A 19,053-nucleotide genomic window follows, 5' to 3' on the forward strand; every position below is an offset into this window, starting at 1 on the left:
CCCCGTCCGCGATCCGCAACGCCTGCTCCACCGCGTACTCGTCCAGCTCCGACAACAGACCGTCCACATCCTCACGGTCCACCGTCAGATCATCCGCGAAACGCCGGTCACCCGTCGCATCCGGCACATACTTCACACAGACAACGATCCTCAAGCTCACGACGGCTCTCCTACTGCATCGTCTTTTCCGGGCTGCCCTGTTGCACGCAGCATAGGCGCCAGGTGGTGCGGTTTCCGGTCGAGGCGCCCCGCGCTCCGAAGGAAATATTACTAGCCAGTACAGCCAGTGTGCCGCGTATGAGCAAGCGCTTGGAATGTGATCTGGCCGACGTGCGGCGCAGGTGTGCGGCGCCGGTGCGTCGCCCCGGGATCCCCTCCCGTGCACCGCCAGGGTCTCCGCACGTGCGCCATCCGGGTTTCCGCCCGCGGGCCGGCCGGGCTTCCCAGTCCCGCAGCACGTTGAACCGGCCCTGGTGGTGGAGGAGCGGGCGCCCGCCGCCGGCCAGGTCTCCCACCACGGCCTCCGCGATCATGGTCCGGTGGTCCCCCGCGGGGATCCGGGCCGCCGCACGGCGCGCCAGCCACGCCAGTACGCCGTCGAGCGGTCAGGCGCGTCGCCATGCGGGAGCTGCGTCACGGCCCGTCACAGGCCCCGCCCACCGCCGCGACGACGTCGACGGTGCGCGGCTGTCCGACGGCCCGGCGGACGATCCGGCCGCCCGCGTCGAGCACCAGCACGGTCGGGGTCCTGCTGATCCCCAGCTCGCGCACGAGAGCGAGATGCGCCTCCGCGTCGACCTCGACATGGACGACACCGTCCACCATCCGCGCCACCTCGGCAAGGACTCGCCGCGTGGCCCGGCAGGGCTGGCAGAACGCGGTGGAGAACTGCACCAGCGTCGCTCTTCGCCCCAGCTCCGCGCCGAGTCGGGCCGCGTTCAGCGCACCCCCGTGCGTCCGCCCGTCCACCCTCGGCCTCCCGTCGCCGCTCCTTGCGGAGGTCAGCGCCGCAGGACGCCGGAACATTCCCGGACGGCCGCACGTGACGAGAATCTCGCCTCCCGCGCCCGCGAGGACTGGCCACCGCGTCGCACATGGGGCACGATCGGCCCGATGCCGCAAACCTACGGCTGCGTAACTTCCGCCGGGAGACCCCTCCTCAGGCGCTGAAGAAGGGTCTCCCCCAAGATGGCAGAACTCGTCTATCGACCGGTCATCGGCGCCGCTCGCACGTTGTTCAAGGCGCTGGACCTGAAGATCGACGCTCGGGGTTCGGAACACATCCCGAAGACCGGTGGCGCTGTGCTGGTCAGCAATCACATCAGTTATCTGGACTTCATCTTCACCGGTCTCGCCGCGCTGCCGCAGAAGCGCCTCGTCCGCTTCATGGCGAAGGAGTCGGTCTTCCGGCACAGGATCTCCGGACCGCTGATGCGCGGGATGAAGCACATTCCCGTCGATCGCAAGCAGGGCGAGGAAGCCTATGCGCACGCGCTCGCGTCGCTGCGCGCCGGCGAGATCGTCGGCGTCTTCCCCGAGGCCACCATCTCGGAGTCGTTCACGCTCAAGAGCTTCAAGTCGGGGGCCGCCCGGCTGGCCCAGGAGGCCGGTGTGCCCCTGATCCCGACGGCGGTGTGGGGGACGCAGCGGCTGTGGACCAAGGGGCGGCCGCGCAACTTCAAGCGCGACCACCTGCCCGTGACGATCCGGGTGGGCGAGGCGGTGGAGGCGCCCGCCGACCAGTACGCGGGAGCCATCACCCGGCGGCTGCGGGAGAGGGTGCAGGAACTTCTCGAAGCGGCTCAGCGCGCCTACCCCGTGCGCCCGAAGGACGCGAGCGACACCTGGTGGGTCCCCGCGCACCTCGGGGGCACCGCCCCGACCCCGGCCGAGGTGCGCGCCCGGGGCTGACACGGATCGGTCCGCGGTCCCGGCTGAAACGTCACTCCGGGATGCCGACGACGGCCCGCGCCCCGGGGCCGGCTCCGTCGCGGGGGTGCGACGGCCGCCGCACTGGCGAGGGTCCGGGATCCCGGAGTTCCGTGGGAGCGTGCGCCACGGTTGCGCACGGTTCCCGGCGGACCGGAGACCGCTCAGCGCCCCCGCGTGCGTTGCCGTGTGGAGCGTCGGACAGTCCGTCTCGTGGAACCCGGGCCGGGCGGGCCGAGCCAGCCGTTCTCCGTCGAGCGAAATCGTGCGTCGACCCCCGGCTTGTCGCCCCGGGGTTCCGGCGGTCCCAGCGGTCGCGGCCGGGGAGCCGGATCACGACGAGGCCGTGCACGGGACCGGCAGAACCGTCGTCGGCGGCGAGCCGCTGGTAGCTGCACGACCGCCGGGAGCAGGTATGCGGTCGACCGGAAGTCAATGACTTTCCGGTCGACCGCATACCCATTCAGGTCTCACACGCGCCGTCTGCGGACCGCGGCGCGTTCCCGGACGGCGTCACCTGGCCATCTCTTCCTTCAGTGCGAGGACGAACGCGTCAACGTCCTCCTCCGTCGTGTCGAAGGCGCACATCCAGCGCACGTCTCCGGCGGCCTCGTCCCAGAAGTAGAAGCGGAAGCGCTTCTGGAGCCTTTCGCTCACCTCGTGCGGCAGCCGGGCGAAGACGGCGTTGGCCTGGACGGGGTGGAGGATCTCCACGCCGCCCACCCCGCGCACACCCTCCGCGAGCCGCTGGGCCATGGCGTTGGCGTGCCGGGCATTGCGCAGCCAGAGGTCCCCGGCAAGCAGCGCCTCCAACTGCACGGAGACGAAACGCATCTTGGAGGCGAGCTGCATCGACAGCTTGCGCAGATGCTTCATGGCGCGCACGGCGTCCGGGTTGAGCACCACCACGGCCTCACCGAAGAGAGCCCCGTTCTTGGTGCCGCCGAACGAGAGGACGTCGACGCCGACGGTGTTGGTGAACGTGCGCATCGGCACGTCCAGCGACGCCGCGGCATTGGCTATCCGGGCCCCGTCCAGGTGGACCTTCATGCCGTGGCCGTGGGCGTGGTCGCAGATGGCGCGGATCTCGTCGGGCGTGTAGACCGTGCCGAGTTCGGTGTTCTGGGTGATCGAGACGACCTGCGGCATGGCACGGTGCTCGTCGTCCCAGCCGTACGCCTGCCGGTCGATGAGCTCGGGCGTGAGCTTGCCGTCCGGGGTGGGGACGGTGAGCAGCTTGAGGCCGCCCACACGCTCCGGGGCGCCGCCCTCGTCGACGTTGATGTGGGCGGACTCGGCGCAGATGACGGCGCCCCAGCGGTCGGTCATCGCCTGGAGGGAGACGACGTTGGCGCCGGTTCCGTTGAAGACCGGGAAGGCTTCGGCGGTGGGACCGAAGTGGCTGTGCATGACGCGCTGGAGATGCCCGGTGTACTCGTCCTCGCCGTAGGCGATCTGGTGGCCGCCGTTGGCGAGGGCGATGGCCGCGAGGACCTCCGGATGCGTGCCCGCGTAGTTGTCACTGGCGAAGCCGCGTACCCGCGGGTCGTGGTGACGTCGCGCGTCGGTCCTTACGGTTGTGGGGTCAGCCACAGGCGCTTTCCGTTCACTTCCGGGGCGGGCCGGTCCCAGACGCCGACGATGGCATCGGCCAGATCCTTGACGTCGGTGAAGCCCGCGAATTTCGCATTCGGGCGCTCGGCGCGCATCGCGTCGTGCACCAGTGCCTTGACCACCAGGATCGCAGCCGCGGACCTGGGCCCCTCCTCGCCCCCCGCCTTGCGGAACTCGTCCGCGAGGGCGAGCGTCCACGCCTCGGCGGCCGCCTTCGACGCGGCGTAGGCCGCGTTTCCCGCAGTGGGCTTGCTCGCCCCGGCCGCGCTGATCAGCAGGTAGCGCCCGCGGTCGCTGCGCTGCAGTCCCGCGTGGAAGGCCAGCGAGGTGTGCTGGACGGTACGGATCAGCAGCTTCTCCAGCAGGTTCCAGTCGGCGAGGTCGGTCTCGGCGAAGCCGGCGCTGCCGCGCCACCCGCCGACGAGGTGGACCAGGCCGTCGATCCTGCCGAACTCCTTCTCCGTCTTGTCCGCCCAGTCGCGGGTGGCGGCGAGGTCCAGCAGATCGACCGTGTCACCGGTGACGGTGGCTCCGCCGTGGGCGTAGCGCGCGGCGTCGACCGCTTCGGCCAGGCGCGCCGCGTCGGCGTCGGAGGCCACGACGGTCGCGCCGGCCTCCGCGAGCCGAAGCAGCGTGGCCCGGCCCGCCGGGCCGGCGGCCCCGGCGACGGCGACCACAGCACCTTCGAGGGCACCGCTCCCGTTGCCCGTGCCGTTTCCGTTCATGGCCACCGCCTCCTCAGCCCCGGCGCTCACGCGGCTGCCCGCTCGGCACCCGCGGCGGTGATCCCCTTGGTCGAGGCGATCACGTTCTTCAGTTTCTTGGAGAGCGCCTCATAGAACATGCTCAGGGGAAACTCGTCCGCAAGCACCTCGTCCACGAGCTTACGCGGCGGCAGTGACAGGTCCAGTGCGTCGGGGCCCTTCGCCCAGCGGGAGCCCGGGTGCGGGGCGAGGTAGGCGGAGACGAGTTCGTACGCGGCGAACCAGTGCACGAGCTTGGGACGGTCGATGCCGTCGCGGTAGAGCTTCTCGATCTCGGCGCACAGCTGGTTGGTGATCTGCGGGGCGCGCTCCCAGTCGATCCGCAGCGTGTTGTCCGTCCAGCGGATCACGTCATGCTTGTGGAGGTAGGCGAAGAGCAGCTGTCCGCCGAGGCCGTCGTAGTTGCGGACGCGCTCACCGGTGACGGGGAAGCGGAACATCCGGTCGAACAGAACGGCGTACTGCACGTCGCGGCCCTGCGGGACACCGTCGGCCTCCAGCTGCACGGCCTCCTTGAAGGCGGTGAGGTCGCAGCGCAGCTCCTCCAGCCCGTACATCCAGAACGGCTGCCGCTGCTTGATCATGAAGGGGTCGAAGGGCAGGTCGCCGTGGCTGTGCGCGCGGTCGTGGATCATGTCCCAGAGCACGAACGCCTGCTCGCAGCGCTGCTGGTCCGCGACCATCTCGCGGATGTCTTCGGGCAGCTCGACGCCGAGGATCCCGACGGCGGCCTCGGTGACCCGGCGGAACCGGGCGGCCTCGCGGTCGCAGAAGATCCCGCCCCAGCTGAACCGCTCGGGGGCCTCGCGCACCGCGACGGTCTCCGGGAAGAGCACCGCGGAGTTGGTGTCGTAGCCCGAGGTGAAGTCCTCGAAGGTGATGCCGCAGAAGAGCGGGTTGTCGTAGCGGGTGGCCTCCAGCTCGGCCAGCCACTCGGGCCAGACCATCCGCAGCACGACGGCTTCGAGGTTGCGGTCCGGGTTGCCGTTCTGGGTGTACATCGCGAAGACGACCAGGTGCTGCACGCCGTCGGCACGCCCCTCGGCGGGCTGGAAGGCGAGCAGCGAGTCGAGGAAGTCCGGCACGCCGAACCCGTCCGCGGCCCAGCGGCGCAGGTCCGCGACGAGGGCACGGTGGTAGGCGGCGTCGTGCGGGAGCATCGGGGAGAGCTCCTCGACCGCGGAGATCACGCGGTCCAGCGTCGCCGCGGCGGTCGCGCGGGACGGGGCGCCCTCCGCGTCGAAGTCGATGGAACCGTCCTTCGACTGCCAGGGGCGGATCTCCTCCACGGCGTTCTTGAGGAGGGGCCAGGCAGGGTGATCGACCACTGGCCGGTCGGCGGCAATGCCTCCTGCGGCGACGTCGTGCACAAGAATTTCCGTCATAAAACTTCCTCCACAGGAGAACCTCGCGTCAAGCAACCGTATCCATGCACAGTTCCTCCAGACAAGTGGATCTCAGTAAATTATCCTGCGCGCTCGCACTGTCACCGCGATTCTTCCTGCACGAAAGCGTGGAAGGAGCACTTCCGTCGGAAGCGGACGCTCCGGCGCCCGGTTCCCCGCCCTCCCTCGCCCACGTACGCCCGAGCGGTCAGGCATGCGCCGGGCGCACACACGGGTGACACGGTCCCCGGCTACCGTCGCCGGACGACAGGGACGGACACCATCCGCCTCCGTACCGTCCGGGAGCGCCCGTACCCCGCGAGGCCCGTGTCCCGCCCCCGGAGGACCGCCGTGATGTCCCGTCACCTTGCGGGTAGGAGCCGCACGCGGAGGAACGCCGTCTACGGAAGCGAGTCGTCTTGTCTTTTCTCACCATCGGTCATCGCGGAGTGATGGGTGTCGAGCCGGAGAACACCCTGCGATCGTTCGTCCACGCGGAACGGGTCGGGATGGACGCGATCGAACTGGACCTCCACCTGAGCAAGGACGGCGCGCTGGCCGTCATGCACGACGCCGACGTGGACCGCACGACGGACGGCAGCGGCCCGATCGCCGAGAAGACCCTCGCCGAACTGCGCGAACTGGACGCCGGTCGGGGCGAGCGGGTACCGGTCTTCGAGGAGGTCCTCGACGCCGTGCGGTCCCCGATCCAGGCGGAGATCAAGGACACGGCAGCGGCCCGTGCGCTGGCGGAGGTGATGCTGCGGCGCGGCCTCGTCGAGCGGGTCGAGGTCTCATCGTTCCACGACGGGGCGGTCGCCGAGATCGCACGACTGGTGCCGGGCGTACGGACCGTGCTCATCTCGAGCCGTCGGCAGGACGATGCGGTGGAACGGGCGAAGAAGGTGGGTGCGGCAACGCTGGCGCTGAACATCCGCCGCCTCACCCTGGAGGTGGTCGAACAGGCGCACGCCGAAGGGCTGAAGGTCATCGGCTGGGTGGTGAACACCGAGGACCATCTGCGACTGGTGCGCGCCCTGCGGCTGGACGGAGCCACCACGGACCACCCGGAGATCCGCTGCGCCGTCCGCTCCGCCGTCTGATCAGCGCTCCGACCGGACCAGGTCCTTGATCAGGAGCTCGAACGCGAGGTCGTCGCGCTGCGGGATGCCGAAGCGTTCGTCGCCGTACGGGAACGGGCTCGTCCTTCCCGTACGGCGATAACCGCGCCGTACGTACCAGGCGATGAGCTCCTCCCGCACCGAGATCACGGTCATGTGCATCTCGGTCGCCCCCCAGTCCTCCCGGACGGCGCGTTCGGCCTCGGCGATGACCACCCTGCCGAGACCGGCGCCCTGGAGATCGGGGCGGACCGCGAACATCCCGAAGTAGGCCGCGTCGCCCCGGCGTTCGAGCTGGCAGCAGGCGACGATCCCGCCGTCGCGCTCCACCACGAGCAGTCGGCTGCCGGGGGCCTCGACGACGTGGCGGACGCCGTCGGGGTCGGTCCGCTGCCCCTTGAGGATGTCCGCCTCGGTGGTCCACCCGACCCGGCTGGAGTCGCCCCGGTACGCCGATTCGACCAGCGCCACGAGGGTGGGCACATCGGCGTCGACCGCGTCGCGGAACGTCAGCCGTCCCGCATCCTGAGCAGGGGCCATGTCCATGACGGCGAATCTCCGTTCCTCGGCTGCGGACGTGCCGCAGCAGCGTAACGCGGTGCCGCGCACGCTCAGGGCCGTCCCGTGATCCGTGATGGATCAGTGTGCGGCATCGGATGTCGCGCGTCGCAAGGCGGAGGGGCATCCATGTGGAGGGGCATCCATGTCTCCGAATCCGGGACACATGCGGGCGTTCCGACGACGCGGCGAGGCACCACGGCTGTCGCCGGACGTCCACCGGGGATGACCGGACAGACCATAGGGTCCTGAGCATGGTTCATGTGCTGAGCAGCCGGATCCTGCTGCGTCCCACCGATCCCGAACGATCACGCGCCTTCTACGGGGAGTCGCTCGGACTGCCCGTGTACCGGGAGTTCGGGGCCGGGCCCGAGCGGGGCACGGTCTACTTCCTCGGCGGCGGCTTCCTGGAGGTGTCCGGGCGTGCGGACGGGCCGCCGGAACCGAGTCTCGCGCTCTGGTTGCAGGTCGCGGACGCGCGCGCGGCGCACGAGGAGTTGTCGGCCCGCGGGGTCGAGGTGCTGAGGCCGCCACTGCGCGAGCCGTGGGGGCTCGTCGAGATGTGGATCCGCGATCCGGACGGGCACCGGATCGTCGTGGTGGAGGTTCCGGCGGACCACCCACTGCGCCGCCGGCCCTGAGGGCAGGGATGGGCGTATGCCATTCGACAACCGTGGTTACCAAGGGCGAGTTCGGTGACTGCGGTCGAGCGGCTGACGGCGGTCGCCGCACGGACCGCCGGCTCGTACGGGCCAGCGGTGCCCTCGGCCCCAGGCGCGGCCTCAGCGCGGGGCACGGCTGCGTGCGGCGCAGTCGGCCAGCACGGGCAGGGCCCTTTCCAGACCCCCGTCGTCGGCGGCGAACGGGAGGCGCAGATGGTGCCGGAATCCGTCCACGGCGGAGAAGGCGGGCCCCGGCACGATCAGCACACCCGCGCGGCGGGCCAGTTGCGCCGTGGCCTCGGCGTCGGCGCCGGGCATCTCCACCCAGAGGGCCGAGCCTCCGGCGGGCCGTTCCCACCGCCATCCGGTCCCTTGCGCGCGCAGGAGCCGTTCGGTCTCCTCCAGGCGTTCCCGCAGCCGGGATCGGCGCCGGGCGCGGGCCTCGGGAAGCTGCTGGAGCAGACGCACAGCCAGCATCTGCTCGACCACCGGGCACGACAGGTCGACGGACCTCTTGATGTCGGCCAGGCGGCGGATGACGGTGGTCGAGGCGCGGATCCAGCCCAGCCGCAGGCCGCCCCAGAACAGTTTGGACAGGGTGCCGATGGTGGCGGCGCCGGCGGGCGGCAGCCGGGCGGCCAGGGAAGCCGGGGCCTCGTCGTGGTCCAGGGCCAGTTCGGCGTACGCGTTGTCCTCCACGGTGTACAGGCCCTGCTCGGCGAGAACGGCCGCCCAGGCCCGGCGCGTGTGTGCGTCCATGCTGCGCCCGGTGGGGTTGTGGACGGACGGCTGCAGATAGACGAGCCGTGGCCGGACGTGCCCGGCCAGCCGGGCCAGAGCGGCGGCGTCCTCGTGGGCCACGTCCGCCGCCAGCGGAACCAGACGGGCGCCGCGTGCCCGCAGCGCTTCGAGGGCACCTCGGTAGGTCGGATCCTCGACGATCACGCTGTCCCCGGGCTCGACCAGTCCCTGGGTGATCAACCAGACGGCCTGCTGGGACCCGGCGGTGACGAGGATCTGCTCCGGCGTGGTCGGCAGACCGGCCGAGCGGTGGTACCCGGCGAGCGCCTCGCGCAGTTCGGGCAGCCCGTAGGGCAGGTACCCGTCGTCGGCCAGCGCGGCGGTGAGGTCGCGAGCGGTCAGGGATCCGACCGCCGCCGCCACCGTCGGCAGGCCGTCCAGCGCGCCGCTGGACAGGTCGATGCCGTCGTCCCTCGCACCGAAGCTGGCCAGCCGCCCTTCGGTCGCCGGTTCGCCCACCCCTCCGGAACCCCGCAGCCGGGAGCCGCTGCCCTGGCGGCTCTCCAGCCATCCGCCGGCCTCCAGCAGGCCGTACGCCGCCGTCACCGTGGAACGGCCGACCCCGAGCGCCGTCGCGAGGGCCCGCTGCGAGGGCAGCAGGGTGCCGGGAGCAATGTCTCCCCGCTGCGCCAGCTCCCGCAGCGCATCGGCGAGCAACTGCGGCAACGCGCCCGCGCCGCCCTTGGACCACCCGGTCAGCAGTCGCGACAGACGGGTGGGAGGAATGCGGTCCATGCGTTCATCATCACCCGGCACAGGCCAATTGCCTTCAAGTGGTCTTGGTCGCCCTCCGTCCGCGGGCACATGATCGGGAGAACGCCGTTGCGAAGGAGCGGAACATGGCGACCGTCGTGCTCGTCGGAACACTGGACACCAAGGGAGCGGAGTACGCGTGGCTGTCGGCGCGGCTGCGCGAGTCGGGATGCGACGTCGTGCTCGTCGACGCGGGTGTGCTGCCGCCGCCGCAGGGCGGCCCCGTGGGCGATGTCGACGCCGCCGCCGTCGCGCGGCGGGCCGGGCACGACCTGGACGCGCTGCGCGCCGCCGGGGACCGCGGGGCGGCCGTGGCCGCCATGGCCGAGGGCGTCGAACTGGTCGTCGGTGACCTGCACCGGGAGGGGCGGCTGCACGCGGTCCTGGCGGTCGCCGGCAGCGGCGGTTCGTTCATCGCCGCCCGTGCCATGCAGGCGCTGCCCGTCGGCGTTCCGAAGCTGCTGGTGTCCACCATGGCGAGCGGCGACGTCTCGCCGTACGTGGGCAGCAGCGACATCACCATGATGTACAGCGTGGTCGATGTCGCGGGCATCAACTCGGTGTCGTCCCTGATCCTGGGGAACGCGGTGGCGGCGGCGGCCGGGATGGCCGCCCACCACGAGCGGAGCGTGAACCGGCCGCACCCGCAGGGACGGCCGCTGATCGGTGCCAGCATGTTCGGCGTGACCACGCCCGCGGTCGACGCCGCCCGGCGGCGCCTGGACGAACTGGGTTACGAGGTACTCGTCTTCCATGCCACGGGCGCGGGCGGACGGGCCCTGGAGAAGCTCGCCGCCGGGGGGTTCCTCGCGGGCGTCCTGGACCTGACGACCACCGAGCTCGCGGACGAACTGGTCGGCGGCGTGCTCAGCGCCGGGCCGGACCGGCTGACGGCGGCTGGCCGGTCGGGTCTCCCCCAGGTCGTGGCCCCCGGCGCCCTGGACATGGTCAACTTCGGCGCCCGCGAGACGGTTCCGGAGCGCTTCGCCGAACGCCGTCTCCTCGTCCACAACCCCACCGTCACCCTGATGCGCACCACCGCCGACGAGATGGCGGAACTCGGCACCCTCATGGGGCACAAGCTGGCAGCGGCGCAGGGCCCGACAGCGGTCCTGTGGCCGCGGGGAGGTGTCTCCGCGGTGGACGCCCCCGGCGGCCCGTTCCGCGACCCGGAGGCCGACGCGGCCGGCCTCTCGGCCCTGCGCACGGCGCTGGCGGGCAGTGCCGTCGAACTGCGCGAGGTGGACGCGCATCTGAACGCCCCGGCCTTCGCCGTGGCCGCCGCCGAGCGTCTCCACCATCTGATCTGCGCCCCGGCGGACACGGCCGCGAGCACGCCCGCCTGAATCGGGACGGGCGCCGACACGGGCGTCCGCTCCATGCCGGCGCCCGAGCCCGCACGGCGCGCCCGCACCATGTGACCACCCCTCACCCACCCGGCCCGATCCGGCCGAAGCCAACCCGAACCCACCCGAACAGGAGTCCTTCCGTGAACCGCGACCAAGCCCTGGCCCGCCTGACCGCACAGGTCGGCGCCGGCAAGCCCGTCATCGGCGCAGGCGCGGGCACCGGTCTGTCCGCCAAGTGCGCGGAGGCCGGCGGCGTCGACCTGCTGATCATCTACAACTCCGGTCGCTACCGGATGGCCGGCCGCGGCTCGCTGGCCGGCCTGCTGCCCTACGGCGACGCCAACGCCATCGTGCTGGACATGGCGGGCGAGGTCCTCCCCGTGGTGCGGGACGTGCCGGTGCTCGCCGGGGTGTGCGGCACCGACCCGTTCCGGATCATGGGCAACTTCCTCGACCAGTTGAAGGCCGTCGGCTTCACCGGCGTGCAGAACTTCCCGACGGTCGGCCTGTACGACGGGAAGTTCCGCGAGAACCTGGAGGAGACCGGCATGGGCTTCGGCCTGGAGATCGACATGATCCGCCAGGCCCACGAGCGCGACCTGCTCACCGCGCCCTACGTCTTCGACCCCGGGCAGGCCGCCGAGATGGCGCGGGCCGGCGCGGACGTCCTGGTTCCCCATGTCGGTCTCACCACCAAGGGGTCCATCGGCGCCGCCACCGCGCTCACGCTCGATCAGGCCGCCACGGCCGTGCAGGAGATGCACGACGCCGCCAAGCGCGTCAACCCCGACATCATCGTGCTCTGCCACGGCGGGCCCATCGCCGAGCCCGAGGACGCGCGCTACATCCTGGAGCACACCACGGGAATCGCCGGGTTCTTCGGCGCCTCCTCCATGGAAAGGCTCCCCACCGAGCGCGCCATCACGGAACAGGCGCGCGCCTTCAAGTCCCTCACGACCGGCTGACCGAACGGAGAGACGGGGCCGCCCGGACCGGGGCGGCAGGGCGCGCGGCGGGAGGTGCCCCGCCGTGCGCTCCCCGTGTACTCCAGTGCGCCGCGTACGACGATCCGCCCCCGGGCATCGACCCAGGGAACCGACTCGTGCGTCCAGGGGGAGGTGCGCCGTGCACGGACCGGTGACGTCCGGCTGGCTGCTGATGGCATTGTGCGCGATGACGGGCGCGTACTGCCTGCTGCGCACGCGCGGCGAGACCGGTGAGAGGCGCAGAATGGCGCGCGCCGAGGCGCTGATGGGGTTCGGCATGGCCGCCATGGCGGTGCCGGCGGCCGTCGTCACACCGCCCGCCTGGGCGTGGGCGGTGTACGCGGTGCTGTTCGGCGCGGCCTCGCTGCGCGCGTTGTGGTTCTCCCGGCGCAGCGGGCACCATCTGCACCATCTGGTCGGGTCGTCGGCGATGGTCTACATGGCGTTGACCATGGCACCGGGAGGCGGGGGCGCGGCTGGACACGGCGGACACACGGGCCACGGCATGGCCGCCACGGCCGGGGGCGTCCCCTTGTTGACCGGGCTGTTGCTGGCCTATTACGCGGCCTACGTACTGCGCTCGGGGGCCCGGTTGATACCGGTGGCCGCGACGGCGGGCGACGCGGGGGGCGGACCGGCCGGCGGCGGGGGAGGCTGGGCGGCGCGGCCCGAACTCGCCCTCGCCTGCCGGATGACGATGGGCATCGCCATGTTCGCGATGCTGCTCACCGTGTGAGGGGTGCGTGGGGTAAACCGTGGCGTACGTCACTTGCCGCGCGCGGGCGTACCCGTGGACACCGCGACACTCATAGGCTGACGCCATGTTGGTCTCCCTCGCACTGCTGTCGCTCGGTGCACTGGCCGCTGTCGTGACCCCGCGCCTGATGGCGCGGGCCCGGTGGCCGGAGCGGGAGCCGGTGGTCGCGCTGTGGGTGTGGCAGTGCGTGGTGGCCGCGGTGCTGTTGTGCTTCGCGCTGTCCATGACGTTCAGCGCGGCCGCGGCCTGGCAGGCGGTGCGCGGGCACGTGTTCGCGCCGGCGCCGCGGGCCGTGGTGGAGGCGTACGAGCTGGGCGGCCATGGCCGATGGTCCGCGGCCATGGCCGTACTGCTGGCTCTTGGCGGGGTGTGGACGGCGGCGATGCTGGCCCGCGAGGTGCGCCGGGCCCAGGTGCGCCGGCGTCGGCGCAGGGCCGAACTGCTGGTGCGTTCGCCGCTGTTGCCCGGGGAGGAGCCCGGCAGCGGGCGGCTCGTCGTACTGGAGGGTGAGCGCCCCGGTGCCTGGTGGCTTCCGGGCGCGGCGCCGCAGTTGGTCATCACCACCGGAGCGCTCGGCCGCCTGAAGGGGCGTCAGTTGGATGCGGTGCTGGCCCATGAGCAGGGGCACGCGAAGGCCCGGCACGACTGGCTGCTGCATTGCTCCGACGCGCTGGCCACCGGCTTCCCGCAGGTACCGGTGTTCGCCGCGTTCCGCGACGAGATGCACCGGCTGGTCGAACTGGCCGCGGACGACGTGGCGTCGAAGCGGTTCGGGCGGCTGACGATCGCTCTTGCTCTGGTGGAACTCAACGAGGACCGTGGGGTGTTCGGTCCGTCCCCCACGTCCGACGCCCAACTGCCGCTGCGGGTGAACCGGCTGCTGACCCCGGTGGAACGGCTCACCGCCGGCCGTAGGCTGCAACTGACCGCGGCGGCCGCCCTGGTGCCGGTGGTTCCGCTCCTGGTGGCCTTCCTTCCGGGTCTCAGCGCGCTGCGATAGCCGGAACGGGCGCTTTCCGCGAAGATCGCCTCATGCCGTCCCCGTCCCCTGTTCCGCAAGCCCGCGCGCGCCGCCTCGTCACGCCGTTCGGCGCGGCCGTGGCCTGCGCCTTTCTCGCCACGGTTCTGCTGATCCTGGTCGTCGTGCGCCTGCCCCCGCTGATGGCCCTGGATCTCTCGGTCGCGCGGGACCTGCACCGGGAGGCGGTCACGGAACCCGGTCTCGTCCATGTGAACCGGATCCTGACCGACTGGGTGTGGGATCCGTGGACCATGCGCGTGCTGATCGCGGTGGCCGTGGTGGTGCTGTGGTGGCGTGGCGCGCGCGTGCTCGCCGGGTGGGTCGCCGTGACGAGCGTGCTGTCCACCGCCCTGCAGCAGGGGCTGAAGTCCGCGGTCGGACGTCAGCGTCCCCGGTGGCCGGATCCGGTGGATTCCGCCCACTACGCGGCGTTTCCGTCCGGTCACGCGATGACCGCGATGGTGAGCTGCGCTCTGCTGCTGTGGTTGCTGCGCCGCCACGGTCCGGGCCGGACGGTGTGGCGTGCGGCAGTGGCCGTGGCGGTGGTCTCCGTGGCCGGGGTCGGCGTCACCCGGCTCTATCTGGGGGTGCACTGGCTGACCGATGTGCTGGGCGGCTGGTTGCTGGGGGCGGCCCTGGTCGGGTTCTGCGTCGCCGGGTTCGACCGGTACGAGCGTCGCGGAAGGGCGGCCTTGCCGCGGCGCTCCTGAACCGGAAAGGATCGCCCTCATGCGAATCAAGGGTGTGCTCTTCGACTTCTCCGGGACCCTCTTCCGCATCGAGCCGGTCCGGTCCTGGCTGCGCGCCGCGCTCACCCAGCGCGGGATACCGATGGCCGAGGACGAGTTCGAACGGTGCGCGCGGGAGCTGGAGGCGGCCGGGGCGCTGCCGGGCGGTCCGCCTCCCCAACGGGTTCCCGACGAGCTCGCCGAGCTGTGGGCCGCCCGCGACGAGAGCGCGGAGCTCCACCGGCGGGCGTACACCGCCCTGGCCCGGCGGGTGGCACTGCCGGACCAGGGGCTGTACGACGCGCTGTACGAGCGGCAGCGGACGCCCGCCGCCTGGCGGCCCTACCCGGACGCGGCGGAGGTGCTCGGCGCGCTGCGCGACAGCGGCACCCGCGTCGGCGTGGTCAGCAACATCGGCTGGGACCTGCGACCGGTCTTCCGGGCACACGGCCTGGACCGCCTGATCGACGCCTACGTGTTGTCGTACGAGCACGGCGTCCAGAAGCCGGACGCACGGCTCTTCCACATGGCCTGCACACTTCTGGGGCAGGAACCGGCGGATGTGGTGATGGTCGGTGACGATCGTCACGCGGACGGTGGGGCGGCGACGCTGGGCTGTGATGTGCGGTTCGTGCGCCATCTGCCGGTGGAGGAGCGGCCGGACGGGCTGCGGACGCTCGGACTGGTGCCGGACGCCGACCGAGGGACATGTGAGGGATGTCCCTGACGCACAATGGGTCGGATTTTCACACCAGAGCCTTAGCCTGTATGCATGTCCCGTTCTCCTTGCCCCTCCGATTCCACGCGTACGGCCGCCGTGGTGAACAAAGAGATTCGTGACCTGTGGCAGCGTTCGGGCGGCCGCTTGTCCCCGGAGGGTGAGGAGCGGTACCAGCGGTTGCTGGTGGAGTGGGCGGCGGTGACGGGAGGGAGTTCCAGGCCCGCCGCGTGACGTCGCCGGACGCTCCGTCCCGACAGTGGTGACCGGTCGGGCGCGCGAGGTCAGCGGCGCTGCCGGCGCGCCGCCTCCGACGGTCCGCGGCGTCGAGGACGCTGTCGAGAAGCCCGGAGAACAGCGCTTCCGGCCGCCGCGGCGCAACCCGTTCATCCAGGCCGTACAGCGGCGGGACTGCCGCACGACGCCGCTTTCGCGCAGCACGCGGAAAACGAGGCGGGCGCGCGGCCCATTCCCGCCGGGTACCGACCGGGAGCGAGCCTCGTGCACACCCCGCCGCCCTCCAGCCCGGCGGGAGCGGGCCGCCGCCCCGCCCGTCCCGATCCGGCCGCGACGGGTCAGCCGCGCCGCCTGAGCACGACGGCGGCGTCCGCGTCGTACGCCTGGGTCCAGACGCGTCCGGCGTCCGACTTCCAGGTGACGTGGACGGTGTCCCCGGCGACCTGGACGCCCTCCACCGTCATGGCCCGGTCGCCGTCTCGCACGTCGCCCCGGGCCAGCTCACGCGCACGGGCGGTGACGGGCTCCGAAGCGGACGTGGCCTCGGTCCGGTCCGCCGCGAGGAGGAGGGCCGCGGCCAGTTCCCGGGCGCGGGCGGGTGTGCAGACCAGGGACAGCTCCCCCGACGGCGCCGCGGCCCGGATCCCGACCCCTGCCCCGGCAGGGGCCACCTCCAGCGTCGCGACGCGCCCGTCACGGTCCTCGACACGACTCGTCATCGCTCCGCGCTCCTTCCGCACGATCTGCTCGCCCGTCCCGTGTCCGGCGCGACTCCTGCCGGCCACCCCCGTACAGGAATTCCCTTGTAGGCCGGTCCGGGCCCGGATACCGTCCCCCATCATGGCAACACCCACTCTGAACACCGAACGGCTGCTTCTGGAGCCGTACTCCCCCGCCGACGAGGACACCTTCGTCAAGCTGTTCCAGGACACCCGGGTCTCCCGGTGGATGGGCGACGGAACCAACCCTGAGGCCGAGGACCGCGCCATGTTCCAGCGCGTCTTCAGCAAGGTGTACCCACAGGAACTGTTCGATGTGTGGGCGGTACGGCACGACGGCCGCCTCATAGGACACGCGGAGATCAAACCGACCGAGGAGGTGTCCGGTCACGAGCTCGTGTACGCCCTGGAGCCGGACGCGTGGGGGCGCGGTTTCGGCACCGAGATCGCACGAGCGCTGATCTCGTACGGGTACGACGTCCTCGGGCTCACCGAGGTGCACGCCACCGTGGCCGCCGAGAACACCGCGTCCCTGGTGCTGCTGGACCGGCTCGGGTTCCGGCACGTCCGGGACATCACGGAGGACGACGGCAGCACGACCCGGGTCCTGACCCGGCCCGCCGCCGTCGACACCGCCGACGAGGTCCCGGAGGCGGCGACCGGTCAGCCGCTGTAGACGTCCAGGCGGCCGCACATGCCGAAGCGGCCACGGGCGGAGGGCCGTTCGGCGCGCGCCCCGCCGCTCAACCCGCCCACGGGACTGTCGTAGACCGGCAGGTGGGAGACGGCGACGGCGACGGGCGGCCCTTCGAAGGTCGACACACGTACTCCTTTCGACGCTTCGGACCCGCGATCCGGAAAGCGCTTTCCGCACATTCCGTGCCGTATCCGCGCCGGCCGGGGAGCGACAGGGGCGGATCGCCGGAAAAATCGCCTGCGGTGCTCCGCCGGTGGCGGGGTGCAGACTGGCACGTATCCGGCACAACGGCGTTTCGGGAGGTTCGGCCATGGCCGACGTACTGCTCACCGTGGGCACCCGCAAGGGACTCTTCATCGGCCGCCGGCGCGGTGGCGCGTGGGAGTTCGAGGGTCCGCATTTCAACGCCCAGGCGATCTCCTCGATCGCGATCGACATGCGTGGGCGGGCGCCCCGGCTGCTGGTCGGCGGGGACAGCGCGCACTGGGGTCCGTCCGTCTTCCATTCCGACGACCTGGGCCGCACCTGGGTCGAACCGGAGCAACCGGCCGTGAAGTTCCCGCAGTTCACCGGCACCTCGCTGGAGCGGGTCTGGCAGCTGCAGCCGGCGGGGCCCGAGGCACCGGACGTCGTGTACGCGGGGACGGAGCCGGCCGCGCTCTTCCGTTCCCGGGACGGCGGGGTGTCCTTCGAGCTGATCCGTCCTCTGTGGGAGCATCCGACGCGCTCCGCGTGGGTGCCGGGCGGGGGCGGCGAGGGGCTGCACACCGTCCTGACGGATCCGAGGGACGCCGCGGCGGTGACGGTCGCGGTGTCCGCGGCGGGCGTCTTTCGCACCAGGGACGGCGGGGCGAGCTGGACCCCGTCCAACAAGGGGGTGTCGGCGCCCTTCCTCCCCGGACCGGATCCGGTGTTCGGGCAGTGCGTGCACAAGGTGGCCCGGGACGCGGTCGATCTCGACCGGCTCTACCTCCAGAACCACTGGGGCGTGTTCCGGAGCGACGACTCCGGGGACAACTGGACGGACATCGGCCACTCCCTGCCCTCCGACTTCGGTTTCGCCATGGCGGCGCATCCGCATCGTGCGGACACCGCCTACGTCTTCCCGATCAACGCCGACGTCGATCGCGTGCCGGCCGGGCACCGTTGCCGGGTGTTCCGTACCGGGGACGCGGGCGGCACCTGGGAGCCGCTGTCGGCGGGGCTGCCCGAGGAGGCGCACTACGGCACGGTGCTGCGCGACGCGCTCTGCACCGACGACGCCGACCCGGCCGGGGTGTACTTCGGCAACCGCAACGGCGAGGTGTACGCGAGCGCGGACGACGGGGACAGCTGGCGGCGGCTCGCCTCTCATCTGCCGGACGTGCTCTGCATCCGGGCGGCGGTGGTCGGCCGCTGACCACCGCCGCCGGGGGACGATCTCCGCAGTGCCCCGTGGCAGGCCGCAGGAGGCGCGGGGCTCACCGGCACCGCGCGCCACTTGCCGACCGGCAGTCCCGCCGTCGGCCGTTCCGACGGCGGGTGTCGGTCACGGCAGTTGCCAGTCCACCGGCTGGGCGCCCTGGCGGAGCAGCAGCTCGTTGGTGCGGCTGAAGGGGCGCGAGCCGAAGAAGCCGCGATCCGCGGACATGGGCGAGGGGTGCGCGGACTCGATCGCCGGGAAGTCGCCGAGGAACGGCCGCAGATTGCGGGCGTCGCGCCCCCACAGCACGGACACCAGGGGCTTGCCGCGCGCGGCCAGGGCCCGGATGGCCTGCTCGGTCACTTCCTCCCAGCCCTTGCCGCGGTGTGCGCCGGGCTTGCGGGGCGCCGTGGTGAGCGCCCTGTTCAACAGCAGCACGCCCTGACGCGTCCAGAGCGTCAGATCACCGTTGGACGGCCGTGACAGCCCCAGGTCCGTGTGGAGTTCCCGGAAGATGTTCTCCAGGCTGCCGGGCAGTTGACGGACTTCGGGGGCCACCGAGAAGCTCAGCCCCATGGCCATCCCCGGTGTGGGATAGGGATCCTGACCGACGATCAGGACGCGTACCTCGTCGAAGGGCTGCTGGAAGGCGCGCAGGACGTTCGCACCGGCCGGCAGATAGGTGCGGCCGGCCGCGATCTCCGCCCGGAGGAAATCACCCATCGCGGCGATGCGCCCGGCCACGGGGGCCAGCGCCTCGGCCCAGCCGGGCTCGACAACTTCATGCAAGGGTCGTGGTGCCACGAGATCACTCTACCGGCGCAGCCGACACTCTCCTGCTCCTTGTTGGCA

At 71.8% G+C, this 19,053-nt stretch carries 21 protein-coding genes and 3 pseudogenes; 12 read left to right on the plus strand and 12 right to left on the minus strand.

Annotated features, from left to right (window positions below):
- The 3 genes and pseudogenes from ACGF2V_RS21845 to ACGF2V_RS21855 all read right to left on the minus strand — a co-directional run.
- A pseudogene (locus ACGF2V_RS21845) lies at positions 1-160 on the minus strand (electron transfer flavoprotein subunit beta); the annotation flags it as partial.
- Between the two features lie 286 nt (positions 161-446).
- Positions 447-602: pseudogene (locus ACGF2V_RS21850) on the minus strand (flavin reductase family protein); the annotation flags it as partial.
- A gap of 31 nt (positions 603-633) precedes the next feature.
- Positions 634-969, minus strand: coding sequence for a thioredoxin family protein (locus ACGF2V_RS21855; RefSeq protein ID WP_362707876.1), 336 nt, complete (start codon positions 967-969; stop codon positions 634-636).
- A gap of 219 nt (positions 970-1,188) precedes the next feature.
- Here ACGF2V_RS21855 and ACGF2V_RS21860 point away from each other — a divergent pair, with 219 nt between their 5' ends.
- Entirely contained in the window at positions 1,189-1,911 is a 723-nt protein-coding gene (locus tag ACGF2V_RS21860; RefSeq protein WP_362620226.1) for a lysophospholipid acyltransferase family protein, read from the plus strand.
- A gap of 531 nt (positions 1,912-2,442) precedes the next feature.
- Here the strand turns inward: ACGF2V_RS21860 and ACGF2V_RS21865 are convergent.
- The 3 genes from ACGF2V_RS21865 to ACGF2V_RS21875 are packed head-to-tail and all read right to left on the minus strand — an operon-like array spanning position 2,443 to position 5,692.
- Entirely contained in the window at positions 2,443-3,522 is a 1,080-nt protein-coding gene (locus ACGF2V_RS21865; protein ID WP_362620224.1) for a low specificity L-threonine aldolase, read from the minus strand.
- A complete protein-coding gene (locus ACGF2V_RS21870; protein WP_362620222.1) occupies positions 3,501-4,268 on the minus strand; it encodes an SDR family NAD(P)-dependent oxidoreductase in 768 nt (255 codons plus the stop codon). The genes ACGF2V_RS21865 and ACGF2V_RS21870 overlap by 22 nt, the downstream gene beginning before the upstream one ends.
- 26 nt (positions 4,269-4,294) lie before the next feature.
- On the minus strand, positions 4,295-5,692 hold the full coding sequence (locus tag ACGF2V_RS21875; RefSeq protein WP_362620220.1) for a DUF6421 family protein: 1,398 nt from the start codon (positions 5,690-5,692) through the stop codon (positions 4,295-4,297).
- Between the two features lie 419 nt (positions 5,693-6,111).
- Here ACGF2V_RS21875 and ACGF2V_RS21880 point away from each other — a divergent pair, with 419 nt between their 5' ends.
- A complete protein-coding gene (locus tag ACGF2V_RS21880; RefSeq protein ID WP_362707874.1) occupies positions 6,112-6,795 on the plus strand; it encodes a glycerophosphodiester phosphodiesterase family protein in 684 nt (227 codons plus the stop codon).
- On the opposite strand, the gene ACGF2V_RS21885 is transcribed toward ACGF2V_RS21880, so the two are convergent.
- On the minus strand, positions 6,796-7,359 hold the full coding sequence (locus ACGF2V_RS21885; protein ID WP_362707871.1) for a GNAT family N-acetyltransferase: 564 nt from the start codon (positions 7,357-7,359) through the stop codon (positions 6,796-6,798).
- Between the two features lie 266 nt (positions 7,360-7,625).
- On the opposite strand from ACGF2V_RS21885, the gene ACGF2V_RS21890 reads away from it, so the two are divergent.
- The gene (locus tag ACGF2V_RS21890; protein WP_362620215.1) at positions 7,626-8,012 is read left to right on the plus strand and encodes a VOC family protein; all 387 of its coding nucleotides are present in this window, start codon (positions 7,626-7,628) and stop codon (positions 8,010-8,012) included.
- 141 nt (positions 8,013-8,153) lie between these two features.
- Here the strand turns inward: ACGF2V_RS21890 and ACGF2V_RS21895 are convergent, their stop codons facing one another.
- Positions 8,154-9,569, minus strand: a complete 1,416-nt coding sequence (locus ACGF2V_RS21895; protein ID WP_362707868.1) for a PLP-dependent aminotransferase family protein — start codon at positions 9,567-9,569, stop codon at positions 8,154-8,156.
- A gap of 104 nt (positions 9,570-9,673) precedes the next feature.
- Between ACGF2V_RS21895 and ACGF2V_RS21900 the strand changes: the two genes are divergently transcribed.
- The 7 genes from ACGF2V_RS21900 to ACGF2V_RS21930 all read left to right on the plus strand — a co-directional run bounded on the left by ACGF2V_RS21900 (position 9,674) and on the right by ACGF2V_RS21930 (position 15,380).
- Positions 9,674-10,933 carry a Tm-1-like ATP-binding domain-containing protein gene (locus tag ACGF2V_RS21900; protein WP_362620212.1) on the plus strand — a complete coding sequence of 420 codons (1,260 nt, stop codon included), beginning with the start codon at positions 9,674-9,676 and terminating at the stop codon, positions 10,931-10,933.
- 143 nt (positions 10,934-11,076) lie between these two features.
- Positions 11,077-11,901, plus strand: a complete 825-nt coding sequence (locus ACGF2V_RS21905) for a phosphoenolpyruvate hydrolase family protein (protein ID WP_362620210.1) — start codon at positions 11,077-11,079, stop codon at positions 11,899-11,901.
- 160 nt (positions 11,902-12,061) lie between these two features.
- The gene (locus tag ACGF2V_RS21910) at positions 12,062-12,658 is read left to right on the plus strand and encodes a DUF5134 domain-containing protein (protein WP_362707866.1); all 597 of its coding nucleotides are present in this window, start codon (positions 12,062-12,064) and stop codon (positions 12,656-12,658) included.
- A gap of 85 nt (positions 12,659-12,743) precedes the next feature.
- Complete coding sequence (locus tag ACGF2V_RS21915) at positions 12,744-13,679, plus strand: M56 family metallopeptidase (protein ID WP_362707864.1); 936 nt, start codon at positions 12,744-12,746, stop codon at positions 13,677-13,679.
- A gap of 32 nt (positions 13,680-13,711) precedes the next feature.
- Positions 13,712-14,410, plus strand: coding sequence for a phosphatase PAP2 family protein (locus ACGF2V_RS21920; protein ID WP_362707862.1), 699 nt, complete (start codon positions 13,712-13,714; stop codon positions 14,408-14,410).
- A 19-nt stretch (positions 14,411-14,429) separates the two neighbouring features.
- Positions 14,430-15,155 (plus strand): HAD-IA family hydrolase, encoded by a 726-nt coding sequence (locus ACGF2V_RS21925; protein WP_362707859.1) that lies wholly within the window; start codon positions 14,430-14,432, stop codon positions 15,153-15,155.
- Positions 15,156-15,200: 45 nt separating this feature from the next.
- Positions 15,201-15,380, plus strand: coding sequence for a hypothetical protein (locus ACGF2V_RS21930; RefSeq protein WP_362707857.1), 180 nt, complete (start codon positions 15,201-15,203; stop codon positions 15,378-15,380).
- A gap of 55 nt (positions 15,381-15,435) precedes the next feature.
- Here the strand turns inward: ACGF2V_RS21930 and ACGF2V_RS21935 are convergent.
- Positions 15,436-15,593 (minus strand): annotated as a pseudogene (locus ACGF2V_RS21935) (transcriptional regulator); the annotation flags it as partial.
- Positions 15,594-15,721: 128 nt separating this feature from the next.
- Positions 15,722-16,102 carry a hypothetical protein gene (locus ACGF2V_RS21940; protein WP_362620198.1) on the minus strand — a complete coding sequence of 127 codons (381 nt, stop codon included), beginning with the start codon at positions 16,100-16,102 and terminating at the stop codon, positions 15,722-15,724.
- A 121-nt stretch (positions 16,103-16,223) separates the two neighbouring features.
- On the opposite strand from ACGF2V_RS21940, the gene ACGF2V_RS21945 reads away from it, so the two are divergent.
- Positions 16,224-16,778, plus strand: coding sequence for a GNAT family N-acetyltransferase (locus tag ACGF2V_RS21945; RefSeq protein WP_362620196.1), 555 nt, complete (start codon positions 16,224-16,226; stop codon positions 16,776-16,778).
- On the opposite strand, the gene ACGF2V_RS21950 is transcribed toward ACGF2V_RS21945, so the two are convergent.
- Positions 16,766-16,924, minus strand: a complete 159-nt coding sequence (locus ACGF2V_RS21950; protein WP_362707855.1) for a hypothetical protein — start codon at positions 16,922-16,924, stop codon at positions 16,766-16,768. The two genes, ACGF2V_RS21945 and ACGF2V_RS21950, sit on opposite strands and share 13 nt — an antisense overlap.
- Positions 16,925-17,109: 185 nt before the next feature.
- Between ACGF2V_RS21950 and ACGF2V_RS21955 the strand changes: the two genes are divergently transcribed.
- Entirely contained in the window at positions 17,110-18,198 is a 1,089-nt protein-coding gene (locus tag ACGF2V_RS21955) for an exo-alpha-sialidase (RefSeq protein ID WP_362707852.1), read from the plus strand.
- A gap of 129 nt (positions 18,199-18,327) precedes the next feature.
- Here ACGF2V_RS21955 and ACGF2V_RS21960 read toward each other — a convergent pair whose 3' ends face one another.
- Positions 18,328-19,005 carry a uracil-DNA glycosylase gene (locus tag ACGF2V_RS21960; protein WP_362707849.1) on the minus strand — a complete coding sequence of 226 codons (678 nt, stop codon included), beginning with the start codon at positions 19,003-19,005 and terminating at the stop codon, positions 18,328-18,330.
- Positions 19,006-19,053: the final 48 nt, after the last annotated feature.

The sequence above is a fragment of the Streptomyces sp. NPDC047982 genome, assembly GCF_043204165.1.
Classification (GTDB): Bacteria; Actinomycetota; Actinomycetes; order Streptomycetales; family Streptomycetaceae; genus Streptomyces.